The 15,606-nt window shown below is 52.1% G+C and carries 9 protein-coding genes; all 9 read right to left on the minus strand.

Annotation, left to right across the window (positions count from 1 at the left end):
• The coding region (locus GN107_RS10115) for a KxYKxGKxW signal peptide domain-containing protein (protein WP_196246639.1) at positions 1 to 5,170 on the minus strand (5,170 nt) is incomplete at its 3' end.
• Positions 5,171 to 5,520: 350 nt separating this feature from the next.
• A complete protein-coding gene (locus tag GN107_RS10120; protein WP_155287762.1) occupies positions 5,521 to 7,158 on the minus strand; it encodes a peptide ABC transporter substrate-binding protein in 1,638 nt (545 codons plus the stop codon).
• A gap of 512 nt (positions 7,159 to 7,670) precedes the next feature.
• A complete protein-coding gene (locus GN107_RS10125) occupies positions 7,671 to 8,624 on the minus strand; it encodes an ABC transporter ATP-binding protein (protein WP_155287761.1) in 954 nt (317 codons plus the stop codon).
• Positions 8,624 to 9,679 carry an ABC transporter ATP-binding protein gene (locus tag GN107_RS10130; RefSeq protein ID WP_155287760.1) on the minus strand — a complete coding sequence of 352 codons (1,056 nt, stop codon included), beginning with the start codon at positions 9,677 to 9,679 and terminating at the stop codon, positions 8,624 to 8,626. The genes GN107_RS10125 and GN107_RS10130 overlap by 1 nt, the downstream gene beginning before the upstream one ends.
• Before the next feature lie 11 nt (positions 9,680 to 9,690).
• On the minus strand, positions 9,691 to 10,707 hold the full coding sequence (locus GN107_RS10135; protein ID WP_155287759.1) for an ABC transporter permease: 1,017 nt from the start codon (positions 10,705 to 10,707) through the stop codon (positions 9,691 to 9,693).
• The gene (gene opp3b / locus GN107_RS10140; protein ID WP_155287758.1) at positions 10,707 to 11,633 is read right to left on the minus strand and encodes an oligopeptide ABC transporter permease; all 927 of its coding nucleotides are present in this window, start codon (positions 11,631 to 11,633) and stop codon (positions 10,707 to 10,709) included. Before opp3b ends, GN107_RS10135 begins: the two co-directional genes overlap by 1 nt.
• 513 nt (positions 11,634 to 12,146) lie before the next feature.
• Entirely contained in the window at positions 12,147 to 12,965 is an 819-nt protein-coding gene (locus tag GN107_RS10145; RefSeq protein ID WP_155287757.1) for an HAD family hydrolase, read from the minus strand.
• A 156-nt stretch (positions 12,966 to 13,121) separates the two neighbouring features.
• Complete coding sequence (locus GN107_RS10150; protein ID WP_155287756.1) at positions 13,122 to 13,907, minus strand: class C sortase; 786 nt, start codon at positions 13,905 to 13,907, stop codon at positions 13,122 to 13,124.
• 63 nt (positions 13,908 to 13,970) lie between these two features.
• Positions 13,971 to 15,530, minus strand: a complete 1,560-nt coding sequence (locus GN107_RS10155) for a SpaH/EbpB family LPXTG-anchored major pilin (RefSeq protein ID WP_155287755.1) — start codon at positions 15,528 to 15,530, stop codon at positions 13,971 to 13,973.
• Between the last annotated feature and the right edge of the window lie 76 nt (positions 15,531 to 15,606).

The raw sequence follows: 15,606 nt of genomic DNA on the forward strand, positions 1-15,606 counted from the left end.
CCGCAGCTTGGATATCAGCTGTGGTTGCCGTACCGTTATCTGCTGCTGTTACAACATCGTTGTAATTCTTCTTGGCATCCGTGACTTCCTGGGCCGTGGACGTAGCGGCATCAACGCTAGCCTTAGTGCTGGTTTTAGTAGCTTCACGTGCGGCTTTGGCATCAGTAATCGCCTGCGTGTAGGCAGATGCAGCATCGTTAACATCAGCTGTACGGCTTGCTGGGTTGTTGATTTTGCTTTGAAGCGCAGTCTTGGCAGCTTGGACAGTTTCTTCGTTTGCGACTGGACTAGCATTTTGGTCAAGCGCCGTCTGACCAGCAGTCTTGGCATCCTGTGCCGCTTTATTTGCAGCAATTACTGCATCCGCAGCGGCCTGAATATCGGCTGTGGTGGCCTCACCCTTATCAGCATTTCCAACAACGGTATTGTAGTTGTCAACCGCTGCCTTCACTTCTGGAACCTGGGCATCAGCGGCAGCAACACTTGCCTTAGTGCTGGTCTTAGTAGCTTCACGTGTACTCTTAGCGTCAGTAATCGCCTGCGTGTAGGCAGCTGTTGTGCTTGTAAGATCAGCTGTGCTGCTTGCCGGGTTGTCAACTAAATCCTGCAGTGCAGTTTTAGCAGCCTGAACGGTAGTTTCGTTGGCGACTGGGCTAGCATTTTGATCTAACGCAGCCGCAGCATCATTCTTAGCATCCGTTGCAGCCTTGTCCGCGGCCTGAACAGCAGCACCAGCAGCAGTCACTTCTGCCGTGGTTGCTTTATTGGCATCTGCGTTCGTGACCACATTGTTGTATGCCGCAATTGCTGCGGCAACTTCAGGAGCTTGTGCCTGATCATTGGCTGCGGCCACAATTGCTGCACCGCTATTCTTGGCTTTTGTCCGCTCCATCCGTGCATTAGCTATCGCAGTCTTGTAGTCAGTTACGACTTGCTTAAGTTGTGCGCTGCTGCTGCCGCTGTTTGCTAGCGCCTGCTTCAGCGCGGTTTGCGCGGCGATGACCGTGGATTCGTTAGCAACTGGATTTGTATTTAGCGACAGCGCATCTGTCGCGGCGGTCCGTGCCGCTTTCACTACTTGGTCAACGGCTGTTACAGCATCTGCGGCCGCCTGAATCTGAGCCGTGGTTGCCTCACCCTTGTCGGCTTTTTCAACCACAGCGCTGTAGTTATCAACCGCTGCCTGAACTTCAGGAACCTTGGCATTGGCTTTATCAACAGCCGTCTTCGTGCTGGTCTTGGTCGCTTCGCGTGCAGCTTTGGCGTCAGTAATGGCCTGCGTGTAGGCAGCTGTCGTGCTTGTGAGATTGGCTGTGCTGCTTGCAGGGTTGTCAACCAAGTCCTGTAGTGCAGTCTTAACAGCTTGAACGGTAGCTTCGTTGGCAACTGGGCTAGCATCTTGGTCCAATGCCGCCTTAGCAGCTGCTTTCGCAGCCGCTGCAGCCTGTTCAGCTGCCGTTACGGCATCCGCAGCAGCCTTAATATCAGCTGTTGTGGCTTGGCTAGAATCCGCATTTGTTACAACGTCATTGTAGTGATTGATTGCTTGGGCTACTTCTTGAGCTTCAGCGTTATCGCCGCTAATGACACCATCAACGGTAACTTTGGTGCTGGCCTTCATGACATCACGAGCCTGTTTAGCGTCCGCAACGGCCTGGTTGTAGGCAGCGGTTGCGGCGGTCAAAGCAGCTGTGCTGCTAGCGGCGTTTTTAACCAGCCCGTCCAGCTTCGTCCTGGCATCCTTGACTGACTGTTCGTTACCGACTGGGCTTGCATCAACAGCCAAAGCGTCATAACCGTCCGTCTTGGCAGTTGTAGCCGCATCATCAGCAGCCTGAACAGCATTCCCAGCGGTGATGACTTCCGCGGTCGTGGCCTCGCCAGCATTGGCTTTGGTCAGCACATCTTGGTACGCATCAATGGCAGCCTTAACTTCCGGAACCTGCTCATTTGCGTCTTCGACAATATTATTTGCCGCAACGATTGCATCATTCCGGTCGTTTTCGGCCTTGTTGATCACTTGTGGATAGTTATCGGCAGCCGTTTGGATTTCGGCGGCACTGCTAGTCGGATCGGCAACTAGGTCCTGTAAAGCTTTCTTAGCAGCCGCAACCTCGTCTTCGTTGCCAACGCTACCAGTGTCTGTTGCCAATGCAGATGTTGCCGCATCAGAAGCCGCCTTAGCAAGATCGATTGCTGCCTGCACCGCCGCACCGGCCTGCTTGATGTCAGCAGTAGTTGCGGTCCCGGCATCGGCATTTGTAGCTACTGTATTGTAATCATTGATTGCAGCCGCAATTTCAGGAACTTGCTTATCCGCGGTGGCAATAATATTGTCGGCGTTCGTCTTCGCGGCTTCCCGGCTCTGCTTAGCATCAGTAATTTTCGCCGTGTAGTCACTAGCGGCCTGATTGAGTTCAGCAATACTACTTGGATTTTTGATTTGCTCATCCAGAGCCGCCTTGGCAGCAATAACTTCTTGCTCATTTGCTACCGGGCTAGCAGATTGATCTGCAGCGGTTTGTGCGGCAGTCTTGGCCGTACCGACAGCGTCAATTGCTGTTTGAACAGCCGCACTGGCAGCCGTAACTTGGGCAGTAGTCGCCTGGCTCGTCTTAGACTGCGTCACAACAGCATGGTAATTGTCGACTGCCGTCTTGATTTCGGCAACCGTGGTGTCTGCAGGGCGCACGATTGCGTCACCCTTGGTAATGGCGTCCGTCCGTGCGGCCTTGGCAGCGGTAATGGCGTCCGTGTAGGCTGTTGCAGCATCATTAAGAGCTGCCGTTGCGCTAGTTGGGTGTGTAAGTAGATTCTGGAGCACAATCTCAGCAGAACCAACTTCCGCTTCGTTCATAACCGGTGTCGCGTCAGTCTGCAACGCAGTGCTGGCATTCTTAATCGCATCAATTGCTGCCCCGACAGCCGTGTTCAAGGCACGAGTGGCTTCGATAATATCATCCGTCGTCTTAGTCTCGGCATCCGCAGCAGTAACCGTACTCTGGTAATTAGCGATAGCTGCAGCTACCGTTTGATTCTTCGCAACGGAGTGAGTAGAGCTTGCTGCCAGCGCCGCGGTCCCATAGCTTTTGGCGGCTTTGCGTCTAGCTTGCTCATCGCTAACAGCTTTGGTGTAAGCAGTGACAGCGGCATTGATTGCAGCCACCGTGCGGTTTGGATCATTGATTGCATCCTGTAAAGCTTTCTTAGTCGTGATAACTGGAGTTTCATTTGAAACTGGGGAAGCGTCAGTAGTGGCAAGAGTGTCGCTCGCCGTCTTGGCCACAACTGCAGTTTCGGTAGCTACCTTGACTGCCTGACCAGCATCAATCACTTCCTGAGTGGTCTTGGTGGCCGCATTAGCTGCATCAAGGACGGTATTAAAGTTATTGATTGCCGCCTGTACAACTGGGTCGCTGGTATAAGCACTGGCGCTGGCCATGTTGGCCTGCCCAGTAGCAACAGCGGCGTCACGGGCGGTCTTAGCAGCGGTGATAGCTTGTACGTAACTATTCGCAACCGCGACGATTGTATCGTTGGTAGCATTAGAATCGGTCAGCCCACTCTTCAGTGCAGACATGGCGTCAGCAACAGTTGCTTCATTTCCTACTGCTTGCAATGCAGTTTTTGCCGTCGGGTTCGCGGCAAGAGGTATTGCAACCGCCGCATCAATCAAATCTTGCGTTGTTTTGGCACCCTTTGCTGCATCCTTGACAACATCGTTAAAATGATTAATTGCTGTGATCACGTCAGAACCCATAGAATCAATGACACTGTACATAATCCGTGAACCATTGCTTACTGCGGCGGCCCGAATTAAATTAGTCTGGGTTAGAGTGTCATTAAAGTTCTTCGTTGCTGCTGCAATAGCATCAGCTTTACTATTCGGATTGCTTAACAGAGCGTTTAGCGCGGCACTGCTGTCAATTATTTCCTGTTCGTTGCTAACTGGCGTTGCAGCAGTATTCTTGAGCGCAGTCGTTGCCGCCTGCACCTGCTTCAGTTTGTTGACCGCATCCGCAATTGCAGCCGTTGTGCCAGTCCCAGCATTTGCAGCTGTCACTGCATTATTGTAGGCAGCAATGGCGTCAGCAACAACCTGAACTGGCCTAGTGCCAGCAGCCGCAACGGCCGCAGCTCCGGCCTTAGTCTGCGTTTGGCGCGCTGCCTTGGCACTAGTGATCGCACTGCTCAGATTGCCGGCAGCGGTAGTAATGGAACTAGTCGTTGCGGTGGCGTGGTCAGGTGCAGTCACAGTCTGCGCAGATGTGATCAGCGCGGTTAATGCAGTACTAGCATCACCAATTGTCCCGGTGCTGGCCGGTGCGGCCGGTTCGTGCTGGTAAGCAGTCACATCAGCCGCTGCCGGTGTACTCTTAGTTGCATTAGTCCGGGCGGTAGTTGCCTGGGTCAAAGTATTGTTTAGTGTGGTCGTGGCTGCGGTGATCTGGTCCGCCGTGGCGGTAGTGTCCTGCAGCAGGGCGTTCAATGCGCTAACCGCCGCCTGGACATCGGCTTCGTTGTTGACCGCGCTCTGGTTAACTTTGGCAATCAGGTCTTGAGCAGCTTTAACTTCCGGCGTCACAGCTTCAGCAGCAGTAGCTGTTGCAGCCGCAATTTCAGCAGTCGCACTTGGGTCCTGGGCCACTGCGTCCACCGCGGTCTTAACAACGGCGGTATCAGTACCAACCTGCGTTGAAGAAGCCTGCTGCGCCTTGGTGTAGGCAGCGGTGTAAGCCGCAATGTAGGCGGCTGACTTACCAGTATTAGCGTTCGCGGCCAAGCCCTCCTGTGCGTCAGCGGTGCCGGCAGTAGTGCCCGCTTCCGTGTCCGCAGCGGTCTGGTCGGCAGCCGTTGTGCTTGGTGTTTGTACAACCGTCTGCGTTGCCGTATCAGGCTGCACTGTGGCTGTCGGGGCGGTCGCAGCAGCTGTGCCCTGCGAACTCTTGAGCACCGCGGTATTGCCGCTCGCCGCTGTGCCGCCGCTATCATCGCTTACAGGCGCGCTTGCATCCGCAGCAACCACCTGGGTCTGGCTAAGCAAAGCACCGCCACCGATCGTTGCGGCAAAAATTGCGGCGTAGAGCCACCGTTTCCCCGCCTTGTACATTTTGTAGTGTTCTTTAGTAACAATCTCAGCATTCTTGATCGATAAATTACGCTTACGCATGTTCATAACCCCCCAGAAGTGGTTGTTGGCCGCTACTTGCAAAATTCTTTCATGTTTCTGTCAAAAATCACGTTTGTTCTTTAAACAGATAAATTTTATGGCATCCATAACCCGGTTACTTTTACGGACGCCAAAAGTGGCAGTTATCTATCTGTCAACTGAATTCTAGCATCGAGGTCAGAGGCAATTTGTCCATAAACGAATAAGTAAGTTTATATAAAACGAGCAAATACAAATTATAAGTTATCGTTCCATTAATTTTTATTAGATACACAAAAAGCGCCCCTCCGCAACTGCGGAGGAGCGCCATTTTGCGATTCACACACTAGGCATGAATCAGATTGAAATCCTTACTTGCTGTTAGTAGCACCAACAAAGTTGACCATTCCGTTAGGGCAAGCCTTCATGTCCTTGATGGAAGTACGGGTCAAGTGAGATTCACCAAGCTGGTACAGAGGAATGACACCGGACTGCTGGCTGAGAAGTTCAGCAGCGCTCTGGAGGTCGTTCCAACGCTTGGTCGCGTTGGTAGCATCGGCACCCTTAGAAGCCTTGATCAGGTTGTCGTAAGTCTTGTTGGACCATTCACCATCGTTGTAAGCACCACCGGTCGTGAACATGTCGAGGAAGCTGATTGCGTCTGGGAAGTCAGCAGACCATGCAGTAACAACCATGTCGGACTTACGGTCAGCAGAGAGCTGCAGACGGGTCTTGAATGGTACGGACTTGGTCTGAACCTTGATCGTGTAGCCGTTGCCGTCGAGCTTCTCGAGTGCGTTCTGGAGGTATTCGAGGGTGTTCTTAGCGAGTTCAGTGTCGTCAGATGTGAGGGTGAAGGTCAGGTTCTTGGAACCAGTTTCCTTCATACCTTCAGCAAAAGTCTTCTTGGCAGTTGCCAGGTCGTACTTGGTGTACTTGCCGACCTTCTTGTCAGGACCCTTGGTGAAGTCTTCACCATTGGCGTTGTACATCATCTTAGAAGGAACAACGGTGCTGATTGGCTGTGAACCATTGCCCAGGACCTTCTTGATAAAGCTTGAGCGGTTGATAGCCATTGACAGTGCCTGACGAACCTTAACGTTCTTGAACTGAGAAATCCGGTTCCCGTTAAGTTCCAGGTAGTAGGTAGCATTCCGTGGAACGTTGTTGAACGCTGGATCGTTCTTCATCTGCTGAGCGTTGTTACCAGAAAGCACAACGTCATCCAGCTTGTTGTCCTGGTAGAGGTTCAATGCGGTACTTGGATCCTTAACAACTTGGTACTTCAGAGTGTCAACTTTGACGTTCTTCTTGTCCCAGTAGTTAGGGTTCTTGGTTTCAGTCCACTTGTTGTCAGAACCGCTCCACTTCTTCAGGACGTAAGGTCCGTTGAAGGTCAGGGTGCTGGACTTAGTACCGTAATCGTTACCGTACTTCTCAACATTCTTCTTTTCGATTGGGTCGAATGTCTGCAGAGTGATCATCTTTTCGAAGTAAGGCATAACCTTTTCGAGGTGTACCTGCAAAGTGGTCTTGTTCAGAGCCTTAACGCCAAGAGTTGACTTGTTCTTCTTGCCAGCCGTGATTGCGTCAGCGTTCTCGATCCCACTGAAGATGTATGCATATTCAGACTTGGTAGCAGGGTCAACCGCGCGCTTCCAACTGTAAACGAAGTCATCAGCGGTAACTTGCTTACCGTCACTCCACTTCGCGTTCTTGCGCAGGTGGAATGTGTAAGTCTTCTGGTCCTTAGATACGGTTGCCATCTTAGCAGCCATATCAGGTTCCAGCTTGTTGCCGTGGAAACGGTAGAGACCAGCGTAAGTGTTGGTCATAGCCTGACCGGAAATAACATCCGTTGCCAAGTTAGGGTCCATGGTGTTGATAATGTCACTACTCATAACCCGGATGGTCTTCTTGTCGGTGCTGGAGCTTGATTTGCCCCCACAGGCAGCCAGAACCAGGGCCAAGGACGTCGCAGCGACGCCTAACCAGAGTTGCTTCTTCATAAAATAGCCTCCAAAAAAATGTATTACAGCAATAATCGATTTCACATATTAGAATACGCCTAGTTAACGTTAAAATCTACTAAAGTGTGGCATTTATTTGCCTTTTTAGTCCCCAGACTGTGCAAATTCTGCGCTCATATAAGTCCCACTTATAATTTTGCCACCAAAATTATGGTAGCGGCTTAAACGCACTGGCTTAGGGCTCAAACGGTTTATGGCCGTTTCTCATAATCACAATAGCAATTCAGCCACAACTCAAAGCACCTCGGTGTCACAAAATGAGCGTACGCCCAAAGAAAAATGGGGACTGTCCCAGTGAGTGGCTTCAAACCTACTGACGATCATCGCTGCCGGCCGACTCCTGACCGTTCGTAATTATGGTGAGGAGTCGGCCTGTAAACGTGGCCCACAATGCAGCTCCTTCCGCTTAGCCCAAAAGCGGCGCATTCCCAAGCCCGGGAATACGCCGCTTTTCTGCTAATGCTCAGGAGCTACCCGCATTGTGGGCCACTCTACTTGTTGTATGCTGCCGCAGCAGCCTTGTAGCCTTCGATTTCGCCCTTAGCGGCGTAAACGAAGTGGCCGGGTGTGATCTCGACCATGGACCGGTCCTGACCGTCCTCTTCAATGCTGGCATCGTATGGTACCGGCTTGCGGAGGCGTTCGGTTTCAGGATCAGGAACAGGAATCGCGGAGAGCAAGCTCTTCGTGTATGGGTGCAGTGGGTGGTTGTAAACTTCATCAGAAGTTGACAACTCAACCAAACGGCCATAGTGCATAACAGCAATCCGGTCAGAAATGTACTTAACCATGGACAGGTCATGCGCGATGAACAGGTAGGTCAGGTCCCGCTTTTCCTGGATTTCCTTCAGCAGGTTAACAACTTGGGCCTGAATGGAAACGTCCAGCGCGGAAATTGGTTCGTCAGCGATGATGAACTGAGGCTGCACGGCAAGCGCACGGGCAATCCCAATCCGCTGCCGCTGACCACCTGAGAATTCATGTGGGTAACGGCTAGCATGGTCAGGGTTCAGACCAACCAGCTGCAGCAGGTTGGCGACCTGCGCATCGCGGTCGGCATCATCTTTTGCCAAGTGGTTAATGTCGATCCCTTCGGCGATGATATCCTTGATCTTCATGCGGGGGTTCAGGGAAGCGTATGGATCTTGGAAGATCATCTGCACTTCACGCCGGAATTCCTGCATTTCCTTGGAGCCGTTCTTCAGCTTAGCAATATCCTTGCCTTCAAAATTGATTTCACCAGCAGTTGGCTTATACAAACGGATGATTGCGCGGCCGGTCGTGGTCTTACCAGAACCAGATTCACCAACCAACCCGAGAGTTTCACCGCGGTAAATGTCGAAGTTGATGTCCTGAATGGCCCGGACCTCATCCTTCTTGCCCAAGTTGAAGTACTGTTCGAGGCCCCGAACGGATACGAGGACTTCTTTTTTCTCGTCTGCCATTATTCGGCCTCCTTACTCGTCGTTGGGTTCATTTTCTGCCAGATCTTCCGCCGCCGGGCAATTTCTGGTGGCAGTTCAACCTTTGGTGCATCTGGGTGGAGCAACCAAGTAGCTGCGTAGTGCGTGTCGGACACCTTGAAGAACGGTGGCTGCTGTTCGGTATCGATCTGCAGTGCGTAGGCGTTACGAGCCGCAAACGCGTCACCCTTTGGTGGGTTCAGCAGGCTTGGTGGCGTACCAGGGATGGCGTGCAGCCGTGCGGAGTTGGTCTCCAGCGTCGGCATTGATTCGAGCAGGCCCCAAGTGTATGGGTGCTGGGCGTTGTAGAAGATTTCATCAACAGTCCCGTACTCGATGATTTTGCCAGCGTACATAACGGCAACCCGGTCAGCGATCCCGGCAACAACCCCAAGGTCATGGGTGATGAAGATGATACTGGTATCAATCTTCGTCTGCAGTTCCTTCAGGAGTTCCAGAATCTGGGCCTGAATGGTAACGTCCAGCGCGGTGGTTGGTTCGTCAGCAATCAGGATCTGCGGGTTGTTAATGATGGCGATCGCGATAACGATCCGTTGGCGCTGCCCACCTGAGAACTGGTGTGGGTAGTCCTTGAGCCGTTCCTTAGCACCGTTGATTCCAACGAGTTCGAGGACCCGCGCTGCTTCGTCCATGGCGGCCTTCTTGGAAACGTCGCCGTGAATTCGCAGCACTTCAGCAACCTGTTTCCCAATCGGCATGGTTGGGTCGAGTGAGGTCATTGGGTCTTGGAAAATCATGGAGATGTCGTTACCACGCATAGCGTTCAGTTCACGTTCGGACTTCTTCAGGATGTCCTTACCGTTGAAGAGAATCTCACCATTGGTAACTTTCCCGTTCTTAGCAAGCAGACCCATGATGGTGCGCAGGGTAACTGACTTACCAGAACCAGACTCACCAACGATTGCGAGCGTCTCCCCTTTTGCGAGGTCAAAAGATACGTTGCGAATGGCGTGAACCGTTCCGGCGTAAGTGTGAAAATCAACTTGAAGGTTATTTACTTCTAGAATTTTGGTCACAATTACACCTCCTAACGTGCAGAGCGTGGGTCAAAGGCGTCACGCAGACCATCGGCAAGTAAGTTAAATGCCAGCATCAGAACAGAAATGACGATCGCTGGGTAGACCATCTGGTAAGGCAGGAAGCGGAAGTTCTTCTGCCCATCGGAAAGCAAGGTCCCCAGACTAGCGGTTGGTGCAGGAATCCCGATCCCGATGTAGGACAGGAAGGCTTCAAAGAAGATCGCCGTTGGGATGGTGAACATCGTCTGAATGATGATCGTGGAAGACAGGTTTGGAACCAAGTGCTTCAGCGCGATCTTAACGGGGCTTTCACCAAGCGTCCGTGCGGCCAAAATGAATTCTTGGTCGCGCAGCTGCAAGGTTTGGGCTCGAATCAGTCGGGCCATGGTGACCCACCCGGTAAACCCGATGGCGATGATGATTGAAGTCAGCCCTGGCTTGAATACCAGCAGCATCAGGATAACGACAACCAGGTTAGGAACGGAGGAAATGATTTCGATGACCCGCTGCATAACGTTGTCGACCATGCCGCCGCACCAGCCAGAAACGATCCCGTAGACAACCCCAACGGTGAGGTCAAACAGGGTCGCCATGAAGGCAACGAACAGGGAAACACGGGTCCCAACAAGGATCCGGCTGAAGATGTCACGGCCAAGGGAGTCGGTTCCGAGGATGTAGTAGACACCCTTCGGAACACCACTAGCCTTGTACACGTCGGTCTTCCCACCTTGGTACAGACCATAACCACGGAAACCAGGAATGTTCCAGTCGGCAATCTTCGGTGGCAAGTTGTTCCACTTCAGATTCTGGGCGTTTGGATTGTGGGGTGAGATCCAGATACTAATCACGGAAAAGAAAACGATGATGATCAGAATCCACAGTGACACCATAGCAACTTTGTTCTTCTTCAGGCGCCGGAAAGCGTCCTGCATGAAGGTCAGGTTCGGGGTGTCGATGTGTTCGGCGGCTTCTTTTTCGATGTGCGCTTTTTTAAAGCTATCAGCGTTAATTTTGTAATCAGCCATTAATTAGACCCTCCTTGCAGACGGATACGTGGATCGATGATGCCGTAAAGGATATCGGAGAGGAGCAGAACAACAACCAGCATTACTGAGTACATCATTGTCAGACCCATGATGGTTGGGTAATCGTTCGTCAGGATTGAACGGACGAATTGTTCACCGATACCAGGGATAGCGAAAATGTTCTCAACAACCAGGGAACCAACCATCAGGTCAACAGCCATTGGTCCGATGATGGTAACAACTGGAATGAGTGAGTTCCGCAGTGCGTGCTTGGCAACAACTTGCCATTCGCTTTCACCCTTTGACCGGGCGAGTTCAATGTAATCGGAGTTCAAAACATCAACCATTTCAGTCCGCATGAACCGGGCCGTCTGGGCGAGTGGCGCCATTGCGAGCGCGATTGTTGGCAGCATGGATGATGAGAATCCGTTCCAAAGGGCAATTGGGAAAATGTGGTACTTGAATGCCAAGTAGTACTGCAGAAGGGCCGCGAAAACGAAGTTAGGAATTGAACGGCCAAGAATAGCAAAAATGGTAGCGACGGAGTCAACCCAGGTGTTAGCCCGGATAGCAGCCAGTGCACCGAGCAGGATCCCGAGCAGGGTACCAACAACCATCGCCTGAGCACCAATCTGCAGTGAAGGTGCGACACGTGAGGCAATCAAGTGGGAAACACTCTGACCAGCAAACTGGTAAGAGGTTCCGAAATCACCGTGCAACACGCCGAGCATGTACTTCAAGTACTGCACGTAGACTGGTTTGTCGAGGCCGTTAGCCTTCTTGAGGGCTGCAAGCTGTGACGCAGGAATCTTAGGGTTGTTGAACGGCGTCCCTGGCATTAATTTCATCAAGAAGAATGTGAGCGATGCAATGATGATCAATGTCAGGATCAGGTAACAGATACGTTTAAAAATGTACTTAGCCATTAGCTTCTCCTCGCTTAGTAAAAGTCTTGGGCAGACGGACATTTCCGTCTGCCCAGCGACAACGAAACTCAGATGAATATGCAGCGCCAACGTGAAAAACATGAAGTAAACCGGCGGAAACGCAAGTTCATGAAACTTTCGCATTTTGTTAGTTAAAAATGTACATTAGAACGGGATTAAAGTAAAGGCCTAATGCTCATAAATCCGTACAAATATGGCGAAAATCCGTCTGGCATATGTGAATAATTTTCTTGTCAATGCCCATAAAACCGGCGTATTGGCGCTGATTACTCCGGTCAAAAAATTGAGACAAAAGAATTCGATTTTTTTGCTGATTAATTCGTCACACTCTGAGCGTTTGGCGGGAAAATCATCGTGAAAGCGCTAATCTGTTTTGAAATTACAAACAACTGTTTCCGCAGACAACACAAAAGGGAATACCAAGCATGGTATTCCCCGTCAAATTCTTAACCGCATCTCACAAACACGGCTGTTATGACTCATTTGCCCCGTTTATGCGGAAAGATTAAAGTATTCGTTCAGAAACTTAGCAATTCCGTCCTCGGTGTTGGCAGCCGTTTCGTGCGTTGCGACGGCCTTAACTGGCGGTACCGCGTTGCCCATTGCGACACTGATGCCGGCCGCCTTCATCATGCCAATGTCGTTCATCCCGTCGCCGAACACGATCGTGCGCTCCGCTGGGATGCCGCTGAGGCGCTGCAGCTCGCGAATAGCCGTCGCCTTATCAATGCCCTTGGGAATCAGCTCCATGTTGTCGTTGTTAGACGCGGACAGGTGCATCAAGTCGAGCTGCTTTAGTTGCTCCATTGAGGCAGCCAAGCCCTCTGCATCGCGCGGACTGATGACGATGCCGTTAGTAATCTCATTTTCGTGTTTGAGCAGATTCTCCAGTGTGCCCACCTGCGTCACGCCCACGGTCAGACCACTTGGCTGGAATACCCGCAGCGCGTCCTCAACGAAGGCTGGTGGCGTTTTGGTGTAGTAGACGGTGTCATCACTAAAGTAGAACGCGGACAGCCCGTTCGCCTCCGTCACGTCGTTCACAGCCCGCAGCGCCGCCTCACCAAGCAAGTGGTGCACGCGTTCGCCGCCAAAATCATAAACCGCCCCGTTCGAGCCGATGATGCCCGCGCGCGGGCCGACTTGATCGGACATGATTTTGGCTAGTGCGTACATCCGCCCCGTCGCCACGAAGAAGCGGTGGCCGGCATCCATCGCCTGGTTGAGCGCGGTCACGGTGCGCGGCGACACGTGCTGATGGTCAACGGCCAGGGTGCCGTCAACATCGCTGATGATCAAATATGGTTCCATTATGGGGACGCCTGCTTTCTCTTTTACTTTGGTGATTAGTGTAGCAGAGATGAGGAAATCGTGCCCAGTGCAGATGCGAAAATGTCGCTTGGACCTCAACAGCAAAAGATGGCGAGCGCCGCGGCGTCCGCCATCTTTCCGTTAAGATTCACAGTCTTACTTGTTAGCCAACTTCTTGCGCCGGTGCCGAATGTAGATGTAGCTCCCGGCCGCAATTGCGATGAGCACGACCCCCGCCAAGATCAGCAGGTTTCGCCACAGCGCTGTGTCGTTAGCCACCGCTGCCGCTTTGGCCAGGTGCGGCGTGTACGGTACCCGGTGGCCGCGCACCAGCAAACGGTGCGTGTTGGCCGGGACCGGCGTGCAGGTTAGCAGCGTGACCAGGTCCTTGCCCGGTTCCTTGAGCAGGTACTTGGTTTCCGTCGGCAGGACCGTGTGGATGCTGTCGACCTTGTACGCGCGGGTCTTGCCCGCCACCGTGATCAGGAAGGTTTTGCCCTTCTTCAGTTTGTGCAGGTTGCTGAAGAACTCCTTGCTCGGCAGACCGGCGTGGGCGGAGATGATACTGTGCGTACCCTTGCCGCCGACCGGGGGACTCGATCCGGGAATCACCCCCGCCCCGTGGTTCAGGGCCGCCTCGGACACATTGTCAAACAGCGGCAAGGCGACTTTGAGGTCGGGAATACTGAGGGTGCCCAGTAACTGCTTGTTCAGTTTCCGGCGCACGTTACTGGTCCCAAAATCGGTCATGAGCGGTTGACTATCATTCTTCGCCAACTCTTTTGCCCGCGCCTCCTGAGCCCGCTTGTCCTGTTGCACTTGGCGCAAATCGTACTGAATGCGGACCTGATTGACCGCCCGACTCACTAGGGGGTAGAGACAGATCAACAATCCGACTGTGAAAATGATTCTGCGAAGCCAGCGGCCCTTGTTCATGCTCATCCCCCCAAATGGTGTGTCGAGTTTAGCGTCTACAGATTGTGTTTAGCTGACGGTTTGTGAAGGTTAAGCTTCATCTTCGCGCTTGCGCTTCAGAGCCGCAGCTCCCATTAGGCCACCACCGACTACCAGCAGGGTGATGACGCCGATGCCACCGGTGGATGGCAGAGAACCAGGACTGTCTGGAACGTTTTTAATTTGGCGAATCGCGTCAACCGTGTAAGTGCCTTTCGCGACGGTAAACGTAGTCTCACGATCAGTCCCAGTTGGCGTGATGTAGCCATTTGGTGCCTCTGTTTCAACCAGGGTGTACTCTGCGTAGGCAAGCCCCGCAATCGCAATCACACCATCACTTCCAGTGATAATTGGAGTACCATCCGCTTCAGCATCCACCCATTCAATCTTGACTGGATCAGCGGTAGGCCCAGTAAACTTAGCATATTTGCCAGCTTTGTTTCGCAGAACAAACTTTGCTTCGCCCAGTTTTTGCTGATCTTTGCTATCAATTTTAACGTAGTGGATCCCACCAGTTGTCACATCGGCGCCATCATCCATTTGGGTAGTGCTCCCACCCCTATGATCTAGTTTAAAGGTGAACTCGTTATCTACTTCATTATCGACTACCATGTCACCGTTGAGTTTAACGGTGTACTCAATTGTTAATGCCTTCCCCTCGTACTTTGCCCACAGGTCCCGAACAGTCTTATCAGACAAGTTGTAGGACATTTCCCAACCGGCAGCTTCATTGGTTAAGTTGTCTGCCCCAGGGGTTTCATCGTATGGTGACGTCACCTTATAATTTGCAAAACTGTTAGCCGGACCAAGTTCTGCCAACACACTCATTCCGCCAATCTGCATGCTGTCGATTCGCAGCATGTTGGCACCAGCGGCAGTCATCGCGTCGCTAAGCGTCATTTGCGTGTAGCGTCCAGGAGTACCAATATCTCCCGGAACATTGAACGTAACTTGGTAGGTAAGCTCCTGACCAATTTCAAAACCGTGAATAGCCCCTTCGTCCAAGAAGTTGCCAGGGGCGTCCGGATTCTTGAGCTGTTTCTTAACTCCGCTGTGGTTTTTAGGGTAGAGGTGGATGATACCATCAGATGTGTTCGCTGGCAGGCCAACAATCATTGGCGCGCTACCAGTCATTTTGTCTGGAATTGTGGTTTCGTCAATTCCGTAGATTGCGTGCCGCCCTTTGCCGTCCTTACGATCAAGGGTGAAGGTAGTTGACCCATCAGTCCCAGCTGTCAGCTGTTCTCCAGCAACGGGTACCTTATTTTCAATTAAGGTGTAAAAGTTGTCCCGAAGGTGCTGATATGCTGCAGCGCTATCATGACCCTCTTTGTTGTATTCAGTGTAGAATTCTTCACTAAGATCGTAGACAGTGAACCCCGCGCCGGTAATTGCCGGTAAGCCATCGAAATCGGTCATGATTTCCCCGGTGTTCTGCACCAAACCTTCAAACTCACTACCATCCTTTTTATGAACAACTACTTCCACCTCGTCAGGGCCTGCTGCCATTACCACCGAAGTTGCACTGGCCATCATGCCACCAAGAGTGCTCAACACTAACGCGGATGCCATCAATGTAGTCCAGCTCTTGCTAATCGTTGCGTTTTTCATGATTATTTCCTCCTCATGGATGAGCAGCTGGCTATCTAGCTCTGCTGCCCTGTGTCAGTCATGTTTTCATCTAATT

The organism is Lacticaseibacillus zhaodongensis (genome assembly GCF_009687905.1).
Lineage (GTDB): Bacteria > Bacillota > Bacilli > Lactobacillales > Lactobacillaceae > Lacticaseibacillus > Lacticaseibacillus zhaodongensis.